Here is a 14,806-nt window from a genome sequence, read left to right on the forward strand (position 1 = left end):
AAGAAATTAACCTGCCTGGTCTTTATTATCCTTCCAAATCATCCACGGCAACGTCCGATTAAAACTGTTGTCAAAACGAATACAGTTATGATATGTTGATACAAAATAGAGAGAAGAGTTCCGGATATGGAATGAAGAATAGGAGAAACTGATACGATGACTAGCAAGAATAGCCAGACTACCGTTAGATTAGCTCTGCTGCTTGGTTTATTTTCAACACTCGGGCCTTTTACCATCGACATGTATTTGCCCGCTTTTCCTCAAATTGTTGAGCGTTTCGGTACGACAGCTTCCCTCGTCCAGCTCAGCTTAACAGCCTGTTTATTGGGACTAGGCATCGGCCAACTGGTCATGGGTTCGCTTAGCGACGTCTATGGAAGGCGCAAGCCGCTGCTCATTTCCATGGTAATCTATGTTGTGGCAGCTTTAGCTTGTGCGATCTCACCGAATATTTGGCTGCTGATCCTGTCTCGACTCGTGCAGGGGTTTGTTGCGTCGGCGGGTATCGTCATCTCCCGTGCAATTGCTCGCGATTTGTTTAGTGGTCACGAGCTCACCAAATTTTTCTCGCTTCTCTTGCTTGTCGGGAATTTGGGCCCGCTTGTGGCACCGGTAACGGGAAGCGGTGTTCTAGCGCTCACAAGCTGGGTCGGTGTATTTATCGCTTTGGCGCTGCTGGGAACTTACCTCCTTGCCATGACCAAATGGAGTCTCCAAGAGACGCTGCCTATCGAGCGCCGCAGTCCCAGCGATTTTACTCAGCAACTGCGAAACTATGGATCGCTTTTGCGTGATCGCTCATTTACGGGCTATATGCTCGCGCAGGGGATCATGATCGCGGGGGTATTCGCGTACGTTTCCGGAACTCCTTTTATTTATCAAAATATTTACGGAGTTTCCCCTACGGTATTTGCTCTGTTGTTCGGATCAAATGGCATCTCCCTGATTATCGGCTCGCAGTTGGTCGGTCGAATGGCTTCCCGCGTGTCAGAACAGACCTTCCTGCTGTTCGGTCTATGGCTTGCCGGCGCTGCCAGCATCGCTGTCTTATTGGTTGCGATGTTCCACGGGCCGCTGTACGCACTCGTAATTCCGCTCGTTTTCTTCGTAGCGGCCATCGGGATTACATCCACGGCAGCTTTTCCACTTGCGATGAGAGCCAGGGCCATATGGCTGGTAGTGCGGCTGCACTGATGGGCGTTATCCCCTTTTTGCTTGGTGCGGTCGTTTCTCCGCTAGTCGGCATTGCCGGGGAAAACACGGCTGTTCCGCTCGGTGTCATTATTTTGACAACAAGTGCAGCAGCGATGCTGTCCTACTTCCTTTTAGTTAAACGAAGTTCGAATAAAAAGCAGAATGCTATGAGTAAAGATGTAGTGGAGCAATTCTGAAACAATGATAAATGAACCGAAACAGCCAAACCTTGAAGCGAGGTGTTTGGCTGTTTTTGTACATAGGTCCAAGAATCAAGCCGATTTCTCACAGCCACAACCGACAGATGTGAATTCGCCAGGGACAATGTTTATACGTCCGACATCAGATATAACATTTAAGAAAACTTCTCTGCAGCTTATGCTCATAAAAAACCCGGCCTGATGAGCAGACCGGGTTATTCTTGTTCTCAAGTTATTTGCTCACCTTAACAGTCAGCTTGGCACTGGTTGTAACGCCTGAGGCATTTAGAAGCTCAACGTAATACACATATTCGCCTGGCGTACGGCCTGACAATTCTGTCACGGCACTCTGTGCATTCGGCGTCGCTTCTTTCAGCTTTTTCGTGTCGATCAGGTTTCCGTTCTCATAGAGGCGGTACTCGGAGCCGTTCGTTCCCCACCACATATTCATCGTAATCTTGTAGTTCCCGTCGTTATCCCAGTTGTCATGGGACAATACCGGCTTGCCCGGCATAGCGTCGGTCACTTTGACTACTAGCGGTTGGCAGGACGTTTTGCCAAAAGAGTTTATCAGCTCGCACGTATACGTATAAGTGCCGTTCGATTTTCCGGAAATATCCGTCCTGACCGTTTGTGCGCCTGGGGAAGCATCGGTTAAAGTTGTGCTGTTAATTATAACGCCGTTCTCATACAGCTTGAACTCGGTGCCGTTATTTCCCCACCACATGTTCATTGTGACGGAATAACTGCCGTCCTTCAATCCGTTGTCCTGCCCGTTGTTGTCGGACAATACCGGCGCCCCTGGAGCTCCGTTCGAAAGCGGCTTGGTTACCGTGATCGTCACTGAATTGGAGCCGACCGTCTTCCCGTCAAGCGTCACGCTCGCTTTCACTTGCGCCCGTCCTTCTTGCACAGCCCTGATACTGCCTTGCTCATCTACGGAAACAGATGCGTTATCGCTCGAATAGACGACAATCGCTTTGGTCAAATCGGCTGGCGCGCCGCTGCTCATAAGGCCGCTGATTTGGGAAGTTGTTGTTTCGGCAGGATTCAGCGTCGTTTTGTATACGGCAAGCGTGACCTGGCTTAGTGACGCGCTGGCGTTGACTTTGAACGTATCGCTGTTCTCCGCGCTGTTACCGGCGGCATCCGTGACGCTATACTGAACCGTATGAACGCCTACGCCAAGGTCCGCCGCTTTCACAGGCTGACCAATAGCAATTTCCTTTCCATCCAACAGCAGCTTCTGAACCGCAACTCCGGACAGAGCATCCGTACTGGTCAAGGCAAAAAGAAGGGTATCGGTTTCTATCACATCTTTAACCGGTTGGCCGGATTGCGTCAGTACGACGGAAGGTGCCGTTTTATCCAATTTCACTTGGATCGACTTGCTGGCCTCCGCATTGCCCGCAGCATCGGTGGAAAAATAGGAGATTGTATTGAGTCCTTCCGTCTGGACGGCAACAGGCTCCGTATAAACGGTTGCAGCCCCGCTGTTCGTGGAATATTGCGTCACAATCGTGCCCGGACGATCATCCAATGCCGTCAGCGTTACCGTTACATCCTGATTATGCCAGCCGGTTGCGTTCGGAGCGGCGGACAGCGAAGCCGTCGTTATGGGCGGCGTAGTGTCGGCAAGCTGCGAAAAGTCGCTTAGTCCTCTCGGCTTCAGTTGGTAGACGCCTTTGAAAATAGCTGCAACGCCTTTAATATGAACGGTCTGGCCGTCTTGATAAGGAAAGTCTTCCAGCTTGATGCCAGTGCGAACGTCAACCCGCACATGGTTGCTTACCCCATCCTTCACCGCATCAAATTCGAAAGAGCCTGCGGGTGCCGCGCTCACAATATTGCGAATCGTGACATCTCGCAGCTCGATCAATTGCCCTTGATTCGCATCGTTCACCGCGGATGTCTGTACAGGAGCGGGAAGCGGCGCCGTTCCCCTCTTCTCGATCGCCACAGGATCAGTCAGCTCCAGCTCGGAGTTATACAAGGCCAAGGGCGCAGTTATTTTAATCGTATCGCCTTGATGGAAGCCGCTCAGGCTCTGGAACACATAGATGCCGCCGGTTTGATCCTGCAAATAAAACGCCTGGCCGCCGAAAGCACCCGGCTCCGTCGTCACGACGCCCTCAATTGTGACTACGGTGCCTGCCGCTTTGCCGCGTGCTTCCGCGATCGAAATTCTCGCAGGGATCGGATCTTCTTCGCTCGGCAGCGGCTCTGCCGGAACATTCGCGAGCGATACGGTTTTGGTGATAAGATTGTTGCCGTTTTGTCTCAATCTGAGGTTAGCCGAACCGCTTGTTCCCGGCTTGATTCGAACTGTCAAATCTTTGTAAGCATGGCCTTTGCTGTTCGCAGTCAAACTGAACGTTTGACTGTAGCCGTATGCGGTAGGCCATGTGCCGTCGGCGTTTTGTACCATGGCCACCTGAGTGCCGCCCGTCAGGTAAATGCCTGCGCTAAAGCCGGTTACCGTCGCATTGGCCGGGAGATTATCCGCAACGGCGCGGATCTGGAACTCCTGTACATTCGGAAGCTGCGCTTGATGTACGAAGCTGTAAATCGCGTTAGCGCTCGTTGTCGGACCTCCGTACGAGCCTGGCTTGAAAGTCGAGCTGTCCCACCATTTGTAGCCGGCTGCAGGCGCCGCCCACGGCTCCGGCTGAGGTTCCGTCGACAACTCCGGCTTTTCGAATGGAAGCAGCGCCGTAGGCTGGTCAAGGTGCAGCCCGCTCACCTGATCCAGGCTTGTGTAGCTTTCCTTTTTGGATAGCCAGTTCACGATATTCACTAGCAGTATCGCATCGTCCTGCTCTTTAAACCCGTCGTAGGTCGTTTTCTTCGCGCCGTTTTCCTCGCGCAAATATTTAGGCGTGGCGTCCTCAACCGGCGAGGAATCGCCGATAAACGCAGCTTTGCCCAGACCCAGCTTGGATACGGCGGCATAAGGTCCTTCGGCAACGCCTCCGCCGTTATATACGCCCTGATCCACAGCGTTAGGCCACGCTTCCTGAGTAGTCGGCAAATATACGATCCCTTTGGCTTTGGCAGGATCGATAATGGCCAGCGTCGAGCCCGCATGCATGGCTACGTTCGAAACGCCGGTCGTAATGCCGAATGCCTGGTCAGGAGCTACGATTTGGTTGGCCGTAATATCGCCCAGCGCATTGTAGCGGAAGCGAATGCCGAACTTCTCGCCTAGCCAGTCGGAGCTGACAATGCCTTGCATTGCCGCGGAGCTTTTTTCCTCAGTGCTCATGCTTTTGGCCGGATCTTCCCAAGCTCCGCGCCGATAGCCGTTTATCGCTTCGCTGCCGTCCCAGCGGTTCTTATTACGGTCCGCATTGTAGTGGTCGCCAATGAAAAATAAGCTTCCCCCGTCCTTCACGTATTGCTCCATAGCCGCTTGCTCGGTTTGCTTGAAAGGAATATTCGGTTCCGCAATGACAAAAACATCATAGGGCTTCAAATCATCGTAGGTGAACGGCGCCGCTTTGCGCAGCTCCTTCACATAATAGCCGTTGTTGGCCAGAGCATTGCCGAAATCGGAAAATCCTCCGTCAATGACCCAGTCTGCCGCACCCGCTGTCTGAGCATGAGTGTTGTCGAAAAGCACTTTTTTGCCGGCATTCTCGTTTACGACCTTCGCATCGATGAAAGGGGCCGGATCCGACGGTCCCTCGGCTAACGCAACAGGTCCGTTTCCGAACCATCCAGCTTGCACGGGGAGCACCAATGACAATACAAGCGCCGATTTCAACACGACAGATTTAAATATCTTTAAATTTCCCACAAAATACCTCCTGTGCATGTAATATACAATCGCATAACTATTTCATCATATCATTTTCATCTTTCGAGAAATGATAGTTTTTTGTAAAAAATAGGCATTTAGTAGGGATTACGCGAAAAAATGGTGCTAAAGGAGCGTGCTGCCTTAACCGCGGCTGATTTCAACGTCTAATGATAGATAGGAAGTGTAGTCTCCAGGTCCGGGTATCCCGCAAATTGAAAAAACCCCGAAAGGCGCGGCGAAATGACGGACCATTGCTCTAGCAAAAAAAAAACACGCCTCATTCAGCGTGTTGAACCTTCTTTTCACTATCAAAGAGCTGTGCCTCTTGTAGGCACAAACAGCCCCGACATATCGGCACCCTCCAATTCAAGCAATTTCACCTTTTTATGAACACCCCCGGCGTATCCCGTCAAGCTGCCGTTTGAACCTACAACTCGATGGCAGGGAATGATGATTGAAATCGGATTATGCCCCACTGCTCCACCTACTGCTTGGCTTGACATGCTTTCCTTGTTCAACTTTGCCGCCATTTTTTTTGCAATGTCGCCATAGGTAATCACCTCGCCGTAAGGTATTTCACATAGAATGCTCCATACCTCTTGACGGAACCCGCTGCCAATGGGACAGAGCGGCAATTCTGAAATGTCGGGCTTCTCGCCCGCAAAGTATTTGTCGAGCCATTTTTTTACGGTATCGAATAACGGCATGTCGCCACGCTCTATCATATCTTCAGGTATAGTAGCCCCGTGATACTTTTGCCCCTCAATCCATGCGCCAACAAGAACACTTCCATCAGCTGCAAGTGTAATGATTCCTACGGGTGACGGATAGGTTGTCTGATAATACATGTTCCTGCCTCCTTAAAGCGTGTTCCAAAGGTTGATGGTGGCATAACTGCGCCACGGCCGCCATGCTTCCGCCATTTTCAGTAATTCCTTTGATGTGTAGGGCTGTAATGCTTTTTTGACGCCCGCATCGGTTTCAAGGAAAGCGTCCGGCCATTCCATAGCCCGCATAGCAATGTACTGCGCTGTCCAGCTTCCGATGCCGCGAATCGCCATCAGCTTTTTCATCTCTTCCTCCGGCTGGGCCGGGAGGTCAAAATCAATTTCCCCCTGCACGAATGCTCGTGCCAGTTCATAAATCGTATTTGACCGTACAGCGGTAACACCTAACACTCCGAAGCAATCTTCAATCGCTCCGCCTAAAGACAATAGATCTTCGGGTAAAGGAAAGATATGGGTCAAGCCCTCAATCGCGGTTTGTATAGGCGCGCCGTAAGTTTGGACAATCCTTGACGCCAATGTGCTTGCCGATTTCACTGTAATTTGCTGTCCCAGCACCGCCCGTACTGCCATTTCGAACGCATTGAAGCACCCCGGCAGACGGGCTCCCAAAACACAAAGACCGGGTCGAATATCGTTCATTACCCGAAGTGTTTCATACACCGCACCCGGGTCGCAATATAAGTCAAACAGATGTCGTATCCGTGCTAATACTTGCGGCAGTACCGGCAGTAATGTTTCACTCACGGTAACGCTTAATGCATACTTTTTAGGATCATGCCCCACCCGCACCCAACCATACACAGGCTTTCCATCTGCGTTTACCACATGCACGGTACGCATGTATTCACCGTTTTTTACAACTTCAATTCCTGCTATTGTGCGTCCGGCCAGAAAATGCAGCATTTCGTCCCAAGAATAAGGCGGACGGTAGCTCAATGATAAAGTAATGTTGTCTTTATGCTTTTTTTCTTCAGCAGTCCGTTTTCGTAAGGCCGTGGGCGAAAGCTTGTACTGTTTCTTAAAAAGGCCGTTGAAACGACGCAAGCTGCCAAAGCCCGCCGCCATCGCAACTTCCAGTACCGGCAAATCTGTGTCTGTTAGCAGGTTTTTGGCAAGGAGCAATCTGCATGTTTGCAAATACTGAACCGGCGACACATGGTACTCTGCTGTAAAAACGCGCCGCAAATGTCGGTCCGTACAACCAAGTCGCCCGGCTATTTCTTCTAAACTTTGCCCGCTTCCGCTGCATTCTTCTAACATTCTTGCTGCTCGATAAACTAAATTAGCGGTAGCGTCGGTGATTGAAGTGCCAGGAGCAAGCTCCGGCCTGCATATAAGGCATGGGCGGTATCCCGCTTGCTCCGCTGCCGCTGCGGTGGCATAAAAAGTGCAGTTTTCCGGCTTTGGTTGCTTAGCCCGGCACACAGGACGGCAATAAATTCCCGTAGACGATACGCCTACAAAAAAGCGTCCGTCGAACCGTGCGTCTTTTGCCTTGAACGCTGCATACAGAGCATCTTTGTTATCTGTCACCTGGTCCCTCCTTTCCTGACCTGGTTTTATTATATCATGTTGTACGAAAAGGTCTGGCCATTTTCGGACATGGTTTTTGAGGTGACAGATTGACGATAACGCCCCGATGAGTTCTGTTTATTAAGCATAAGTGTCAGAGGTTTAGTTGGCATTTTGGAAGAGACAAATCCCCGCTGACCCTAGAGGCTGGCGGGGATATTAATTATCCGATGAATGAAGAAGATATTGACAATATTCAAGAGGTTTCAAAAAAATGGCTGCATCTGTGTCTGCAGCCTCAATCGAGCTATCGTATCTTTTTGACTAGAACTAAACTTCATCGGATACTTATTTGTCGGGGTACATTGACAGATGACACTATTCTAAGTCATTTCGGGGATGCGCATGAATCGGCGGATATAAGAATTGATTCTCTTTTATCGGATCATGATCATCAGGGTTTTCGCTTTCAACTGGCATCTCAGCCGCAGTCATATCCGACGTAGCTTCAAAGCTCGCGAAGTCTTCGACTTCATCAAACTGGTTGTTTTCAGTCATTTCAAGCCTCCTTAAGGTTGATTTCATTACTAGGCAATTATTCGTTTTATATTGACTTTTTATTCAGGAATTTATGGAAGTAATGTCCCGCATCCAGATGGACCGAGGAAGACCTATGTTGGCAACCTTTGGATCGGTTTTCGCGTCATCTGTCCAATCCCAAACCTGAAGGTTCGTTGAGATAAGCAATTCTATTCCAAGAAAAAGCAAACCAGAATCCTTAAGTTCCTACATTGTAAATTTTTGCTGAGAGCTGCATAATAGGACTCGTCGAACCAAGGAAATGCTGCGCGATCCATGTAATAAGGTGGCCGACGTCGCCAGACGGGAAGGCTATCAGAAAGTACGTCATAATTCGCAAATTATTTCGCAAAAAGTATGACCTGACGCAAACGGATTATCGCAGCAGCAGGAGCACAAAGACTGTTGAGATTTCTCGCATCGGGCACAAATTTTGAAGGTGGGGATGCTGTGTCCATTGTACAATCTCGTATTTACTGTTGTGAATGTTGCAGAATTGTACCTGAAGACAATGTGATGTACTTTTTTAAAACAGATTACAAGCGCATTTCAGGTTATGTTTATCATGTAGGTGCATGTTCGAGTTGTTGCGGAAAGAAGCTAAATAATCCAATAAAAGATGTTACAAAAACTACTGTAGAGCTAAGTGTATAATTCACTCCAGAACAGCTTGAAGTTTCCCTTGAAACGGACCTGATAGAAGTCGCCCGAAATATTGGACTCGACGTATTGGAGAACGTCCCATCGCCCCTAAATTATTGTTAGACAATCAAATTGTCGAAGTATGATATACATCTTTGAAGCGTATATTACGAGGTGATCCAATGTACTATTGCATCCAGTGTAAAGAACTCCACTTGCGTTCTGAATCAGAACAAATCCTAATTTTTAATTCAGGGTTCCATTACATTGATTCAACTCTTTATAATGCAGGAGTTTGTAATCTTGAAAGAAAGTGTACCTGTAATGTTTTCGAAAAGGAATTAGCTACAGCTTAAGTTCAAATTGGATCGTTTAAACCAAAGAAACCACTTCATTGTCAGGAGTGGTTTCTTCTTCATATACTTGGTCAAACTGTACTTTGTGTTTAGTTACATTATGGAGGACTTGTACCCTTTAAATCTCAGTCTAATGGTTTATTTTCTTTTAACACTTATATATGTCCGCCCTTCAGCTTGCGGTTGCCTATACAGCATTCGACAATTTTAACCGCTTACAAATTACAAGTAAATACATTAAACTAGTAAATAAGTGAAAAAAAGGTGTCCATTAGTTTATTCACAATTTGGCCCAAGAAGCAAGAGTTGTCGATATTTGCACTGAGCTGCATGCCGTGGAACGTTGATGTTCATTTCGGGGACGAGATGCATCCATCAAGGCGATGTGACAAGCGGACTTGTCAAGCAGCGGTTTGAGGTTTATGTTCAGCTTGCTGTTCGCTGTGCTCAACACTTAAAAGGAGGGATTTTTTTGAACCGAATTAGGATCACCTCAAAAGGAATTGAGAAAACGCTTCGCAAGTTTAATTATCTTCGAGCGATTTCCGAATACATATGGAACGGATTTGATGCACGCGCGACGTCTGTAGATGTTCAGCTTCAAAAGAACCTAATGGGCGGTATCGACCAAATCACTATTGCGGATAACGGATATGGTATAGATCGTGATGCGCTGGAGCGCAAGTTTACTCCTTTTTACGAATCGGAGAAGCAGTTCGATCCCGGCAAACGTCTTCGCGTAACCTCAGCCATGCATGGAAAAAACGGCATCGGCCGTTTAACGTTTCATCGTTTCGCTTCCGATGCTTTGTGGAGCACTACGTATGAGGACGGGGCTTCCTACAAGACGTACACGATTCATGTTCGTTCGGACCGTATGGATTCTTATGAGGCTACTGGGGCAGTTCCGGCGAATGATGTTCAAGGCACAGGGACAACCGTAACCTTCCACAACATCATAAAAGAATTCGTTTACGAAGAGCTGATAGCTTATTTGTGCAGAGAGTTCGGGTGGTTCCTTGAGTTGAATTCGGACAAGGGCTTCGATTTAAAAGTGGACGGAAGCCCGCTGGACTATTCCAGCCTTATTAGAGAAAAGGAATGGCGCGAAATCGTGCATAAACCGACCCAAACGGTATTTCATCTGAAATATATTCAGTGGAATGACCGAATCAATCACGAGCATTCCAAAATCTATTTCATAGATTCGACGCTGACAGAAAAACATAAGCAGCCAACAACCTTTAATAATAAAAGTGACTCCTTTTATCACAGCGTTTATATTCAAAGTTCGTTTTTTGACCATTTTGATTTTGATACCGAGCCGGACAGCGAACAGCTGGAATTCGGTTTCGGCGCAAACAAACGAAGTGAAGAGTATTTGTTCATGATCGATGAGGTTAGTGCATTGATTAAGCAAAAAAGGAAGCCGTATCTGAAGACATATTCCGATGTCGTTATTCAGGATTTTGCTGAAGCCGATGCGTTTCCTCCCTTTTTGGATATACCGGAGGATCGGCTCAAAAAAGAAGAGCTCGAATCCGTGATCCGCGAGATGTATCAAGCGGCACCAAAGATATTCATCGACTTGAACCGGGAACAGAAAAAGATGGTGGTCCATCTCATTCACATGGCTCTAGACTCCAATGATCGTCAGCAATTGTTGAATGTCCTTTAATATCTGAAACGCTGAAGGAGAAAATGAGGATGTACTTGATCGGACTCGACATCGGTACGACGAGCATTGGCGGTGTTCTTGTGGATGGAAACAGCGGCGATATCGCAAAATCGATGATAAAAGATAATCAATCTGAGTGTAATACGGCAAATTCATGGGAGCACTGTCAAAATCCCGATTGGATTTGGCATACGGTTCGTGAGGTGCTTGCCGAATTGAGCAGCGATGATCTGGAGATCTGCGGCATCGGCATTACAGGGCAGATGCATGGAATTCTGTATGTTGACGTACAGGGGAACCCAATTTCGCCGCTCTACACGTGGCTGGACAAGAGAGGATCACTACCGTTCGACGGAAGCACCTCCTACGCAGAGCATTTATCTCTGCTGACTACCTGTCCCGTTTCCCCCGGGTTCGGTATGGTTACGCATTACTACAATACGGTACAAGGGAATATACCGGAGAAGGCCGTGAAGCTGTGCACAATAGCTGACTTTATTGCAATGAAGCTGTGCGGTGCCAAGGAACCCATTATCGATCCTACGCTAGCGGCCAGCTTGGGATGCTTTGATCTGAAGACTGGGCAGTTCGATCAGGCAGCATTGCGAGCTGCTCGAATAGCCCCTTCCATTCTTCCTCTCATAAAGCCGACGGGTACCGTGATCGGTCAAACGGAACATGGAGTGCCTGTTGCTTGCGCGGCAGGCGACAATCAGGCCAGCTTCCTGGGGGCCGTTCGGGATATTGAGCATTCCATCCTCGTGAACATAGGTACAGGCTCGCAAATTTCCGTATTTTCCAATCAACTTCTCCAGCTGGAGGGCTTGGAAACCCGTCCTTTCCCGGGAGGCGGGTATATTCTCGTCGGTGCGCCGCTTGGTGGCGGGAAGTCCTATGCGCTCCTAGAGCGTTTTTTTAGGGAGGTATGCACTGTATTTGCCGGCTCCGAGGAAAGTCTGTACGAAAGAATGAACGCATTGGCATTGGCAGCGGCAAAGATTCCGCCTGGCGAGGGACTGCAAGTGCATACACAATTTTTTGGAACGAGGGAGGATCCGGCTCAGCGTGGAGCGATCAACCGGATCTCAGCCGATAATTTCTTGCCGCAGCATCTTGTAGCCGGTTTCTTGGAGGGAATGACCGCGGAATTGTTTGAGTATTATTTGAAGCTCCCGGAATCGTTGAAACAAAGCCGCAAAGTCTTGGTCGGTTCCGGTAACGGCGTACGGCAAAACGAAGCATTGCGCAGCAGGCTGGCACAAGCTTTTATGCTGCCCCTTGAGCTGCCGAAGTACGCGGAAGAAGCCTCCTATGGGGCTGCGATCTGTGCAGGAGTTGGGATCGGTCTATATAAAGACTTCACGTCTTCTCCGGGCAGATCGTAGCATGAATGGGAAACCACAGGGCGGAATCAACGCGGTTAATTAATGCTAAATCCCAAACACCGTTTCCCCCGTGCACCCATTTTTACCACAGTAATACAGATGCCAAGTTATAAAATAAAGCTTATAGTAGCTAATCTGACCGTTACCCCAAGGGAGCAGCTGCCGCGGCGATCTGCTCCCTTCTCTCGTTTAACTATCTTACTCGCTTAAGCGCAATGCTGTTAAGGCTTTATCGTCCCAAGCTTGTACTGCTATGTATCGCTCTGGTCCATTTTTACCCCTACGGCGATCATAAATTCTTGTCAATTTCGGGAATGAGATCTAGCTCTTGTCACCCGACAATTGGACAAGAACCCACTGTACTGACGTTCGCATCTCTTTACGAGTTTTTAATCGGCCCTCTGTTGGATCAGCACGATTACGAATTCCGCGGGTATCAGCGGCGCAAAGCCAACCACGACAGATGCTCGAAAGTAAAACAAATGCCTATCGTTGTCGCCTTCTTAATGATATGACCAGCAAGATGAATAATGTTAGAGAAATTGCTAGAACTAAAACTATGACGGATCGGTTATCTTCATGAGGGTTTGTTATCTTAGAGGGTTCATATCCTGTCCCCAATGCTTTAAGCTCTCCCTGTGCGGAAGCAATAGTCTTAGTTCCTTCACAAAGTCCTGTTTCAAGTCGATCTGGCTCACCGTAAGCAAAAACGATATATTCTTCATTTACTTCGAATCCCTCATATCCACAGCTTGCCGAACTCAATGCTGTGTAAACAGTCGTTTGAGAACTCAATTCTCCCTTCCATACCGTTTTCACTTCGAATTGAGCCTTTACAGGATCTGCTGAAGACCAAATCATCCCATTAACAGGTTTTGTCAAACTCAATACTTTGCCCTTAAAAATGGCTGTTTTTCGATTCAATTGATCTCCAATGCTTGGGGGTCCAGCACAAGAGCATGCATTGACAGTGAAAGGCTCGACCACAAGCCACGTACCGAATATAAACAAATAAATCATTAAAAGCATAGTTGTCCTTTTCCACACTTTTATCACCTCATCAGAATGGTAGACATCCCCATGTGTAATTAGACGAAACTAGCTTAGTATTGTTGCACAAGTACCGCTCCCAAACTTGTGTTGTTTGCAGTAATTTTCCCACTTTTGATTTTCTTGGGAAGAGCAACACAATACGCTAAGTGCATACTAATAAAAATTTGCAAATAAAATATACGAAGTTTATTCCAAAAAGAGACCCACAGCAATGGGCTGAGGGTCTGAGTTATATTTTAAAAGGGGGTCAGATTTTATTATAGTATTGAATGATTAATACCGCGTGAAAATAAGATTTCAATTATGTAACATTTAATTACCGGTGAAAGTACCCGTCATTTTTTATGTACTTAATTTGTTATAATAATCTTTTAAAAGTCATGATTCCATACTTGTGCTTCAATATAAGGAATGGCACCTCCAGGGAATGTTGTCCTCTCCACGTCAGCCAAAAATCCCTTGTTAAAAACAGTCCTTGCTTGTGTAATTTATCGAATGTTCTTCTATCGACTTTTTTCAACCATTCCTCTACTTTTCTTCTATTATCCATATATTCATTAGGTTTATTAAACCTTGAGTATATAGGAGATTCATCGCGTATTTCATTCATTACTTTTAAAGATTCAGATCTTGTTAATGCTGATAAGGTCTGAAAAGGTACTGAATCTTTTTTATAATAATGCGTCAAATAATCAAACATATAGTTTCCCCCAGTTTTAGTTTTAGTACTGACCTGTCACGCATCATCCGCCGAATTCAATTGCTTATAATTTTCAGATCAGGAAGTGGTACCGTAAAGACTTTCTTACCACTTATAAATTACATATAATGGGATTATAGTCAACGATTATTTATAGCACTTGTGATTCTGAATATTGAGCTATCGTACTCCTTTTATGAGTTAAATAGAACCTCTATTCGAGGTCTATAGGGTAAAATCCTATTTTTGCTCGGATACTTGAACTACAACGCTGCCAAAAAGCTTTTCTTCAATGTAAGCATCTAATCGCCAAATCCCAGCAGAAGGCAGAGACAACATTGTTGGCGCTTTAGCAACGTTATCGCTATTCGGGATAGGTGGTTGGACATTAGGATTTGGAATTCCAACTCCACCCTTAACAAGACTTATTTCTTTACCTGTTTGCTTGCTGACTCCTCTAATTTCCATTTTCTTTCCGAACAATTGTTTCGTCTCTTCTAGCGTACTACCCCAAAAGTGCCACATATATTTCTGAGAGTTCCCTGCAACAATTGGATGTCCGCCAGTAAGAAAACCTATCTTTCCTTCTGTTCCAACTAGAATATATTCGCCCTTTGTTTTATCACCAAATGTAACGGGAATAGTAAATGTTGGACTTATTTCCCATCCTTTTGACTGAGTATTTACAGTTAGAGAAGTATTTTTTTCATTCATTTCATTTTCGGGCAATGTCTGAGTTGAACAGCCTGTTAGGACAAATGCGAATATTAAAAGAGAAATGAGATAATAAGAACATTTTTTTGTCATTCATAAACCTCCGAATTGATTTTTATAATGTTTAGACGTTCTAAAGTTTCAATCTGTTTCTTTTTTTCTACCCAATCGCTATATAAAAACAAGGAGCAGCTGTCGTGGCA

General features: G+C 46.8%; 10 protein-coding genes and 1 pseudogene. 4 read left to right on the forward strand and 7 right to left on the reverse strand.

Annotation, left to right across the window (positions count from 1 at the left end):
• Positions 1-156: 156 nt before the first annotated feature.
• A pseudogene (locus DVH26_RS21145) lies at positions 157-1,391 on the forward strand (multidrug effflux MFS transporter).
• Between the two features lie 235 nt (positions 1,392-1,626).
• Here the strand turns inward: DVH26_RS21145 and DVH26_RS21150 are convergent.
• From DVH26_RS21150 to DVH26_RS21165, 4 genes are all read right to left on the reverse strand, one after another.
• Positions 1,627-5,133: an OmpL47-type beta-barrel domain-containing protein gene (locus DVH26_RS21150; protein WP_345774073.1), complete on the reverse strand. Its 3,507-nt coding sequence runs from the start codon at positions 5,131-5,133 to the stop codon at positions 1,627-1,629.
• A gap of 371 nt (positions 5,134-5,504) precedes the next feature.
• Positions 5,505-6,044 carry a methylated-DNA--[protein]-cysteine S-methyltransferase gene (locus DVH26_RS21155; protein ID WP_239625055.1) on the reverse strand — a complete coding sequence of 180 codons (540 nt, stop codon included), beginning with the start codon at positions 6,042-6,044 and terminating at the stop codon, positions 5,505-5,507.
• Positions 6,045-6,056: 12 nt separating this feature from the next.
• Complete coding sequence (locus tag DVH26_RS21160; RefSeq protein WP_239625057.1) at positions 6,057-7,517, reverse strand: DNA-3-methyladenine glycosylase 2 family protein; 1,461 nt, start codon at positions 7,515-7,517, stop codon at positions 6,057-6,059.
• Between the two features lie 357 nt (positions 7,518-7,874).
• Positions 7,875-8,054: a hypothetical protein gene (locus tag DVH26_RS21165; protein WP_239625059.1), complete on the reverse strand. Its 180-nt coding sequence runs from the start codon at positions 8,052-8,054 to the stop codon at positions 7,875-7,877.
• An 845-nt stretch (positions 8,055-8,899) separates the two neighbouring features.
• On the opposite strand from DVH26_RS21165, the gene DVH26_RS37360 reads away from it, so the two are divergent.
• The 3 genes from DVH26_RS37360 (at position 8,900) to DVH26_RS21175 (ending at position 12,136) form a co-directional block, all read left to right on the forward strand.
• A complete protein-coding gene (locus DVH26_RS37360; protein WP_481857531.1) occupies positions 8,900-9,073 on the forward strand; it encodes a DUF3973 domain-containing protein in 174 nt (57 codons plus the stop codon).
• Positions 9,074-9,545: 472 nt separating this feature from the next.
• The gene (locus DVH26_RS21170; RefSeq protein WP_239625061.1) at positions 9,546-10,751 is read left to right on the forward strand and encodes an ATP-binding protein; all 1,206 of its coding nucleotides are present in this window, start codon (positions 9,546-9,548) and stop codon (positions 10,749-10,751) included.
• A 29-nt stretch (positions 10,752-10,780) separates the two neighbouring features.
• Complete coding sequence (locus tag DVH26_RS21175) at positions 10,781-12,136, forward strand: sedoheptulokinase (RefSeq protein ID WP_239625063.1); 1,356 nt, start codon at positions 10,781-10,783, stop codon at positions 12,134-12,136.
• A 486-nt stretch (positions 12,137-12,622) separates the two neighbouring features.
• Here the strand turns inward: DVH26_RS21175 and DVH26_RS21180 are convergent, their stop codons facing one another.
• The 3 genes from DVH26_RS21180 to DVH26_RS21190 form a co-directional block, all read right to left on the reverse strand.
• Positions 12,623-13,060, reverse strand: coding sequence for a hypothetical protein (locus DVH26_RS21180; RefSeq protein ID WP_239625065.1), 438 nt, complete (start codon positions 13,058-13,060; stop codon positions 12,623-12,625).
• 487 nt (positions 13,061-13,547) lie between these two features.
• Complete coding sequence (locus tag DVH26_RS21185) at positions 13,548-13,889, reverse strand: hypothetical protein (protein ID WP_239625067.1); 342 nt, start codon at positions 13,887-13,889, stop codon at positions 13,548-13,550.
• A 240-nt stretch (positions 13,890-14,129) separates the two neighbouring features.
• Positions 14,130-14,696 (reverse strand): DUF4871 domain-containing protein, encoded by a 567-nt coding sequence (locus tag DVH26_RS21190; protein ID WP_239625069.1) that lies wholly within the window; start codon positions 14,694-14,696, stop codon positions 14,130-14,132.
• Positions 14,697-14,806: the final 110 nt, after the last annotated feature.

The organism is Paenibacillus sp. H1-7, assembly GCF_022354825.1.
GTDB lineage: Bacteria > Bacillota > Bacilli > Paenibacillales > NBRC-103111 > Paenibacillus_S.

Coding starts and splice junctions, on each gene's coding strand:
- DVH26_RS21165 (WP_239625059.1), bottom strand. CDS start 8,054: ATGACTGAAAACAACCAGTTTGATGAAGTCGAAGACTTCGCGAGCTTT.
- DVH26_RS21175 (WP_239625063.1), top strand. CDS start 10,781: ATGTACTTGATCGGACTCGACATCGGTACGACGAGCATTGGCGGTGTT.
- DVH26_RS21185 (WP_239625067.1), bottom strand. CDS start 13,889: ATGTTTGATTATTTGACGCATTATTATAAAAAAGATTCAGTACCTTTT.
- DVH26_RS37360 (WP_481857531.1), top strand. CDS start 8,900: ATGTACTATTGCATCCAGTGTAAAGAACTCCACTTGCGTTCTGAATCA.
- DVH26_RS21155 (WP_239625055.1), bottom strand. CDS start 6,044: ATGTATTATCAGACAACCTATCCGTCACCCGTAGGAATCATTACACTT.
- DVH26_RS21190 (WP_239625069.1), bottom strand. CDS start 14,696: ATGACAAAAAAATGTTCTTATTATCTCATTTCTCTTTTAATATTCGCA.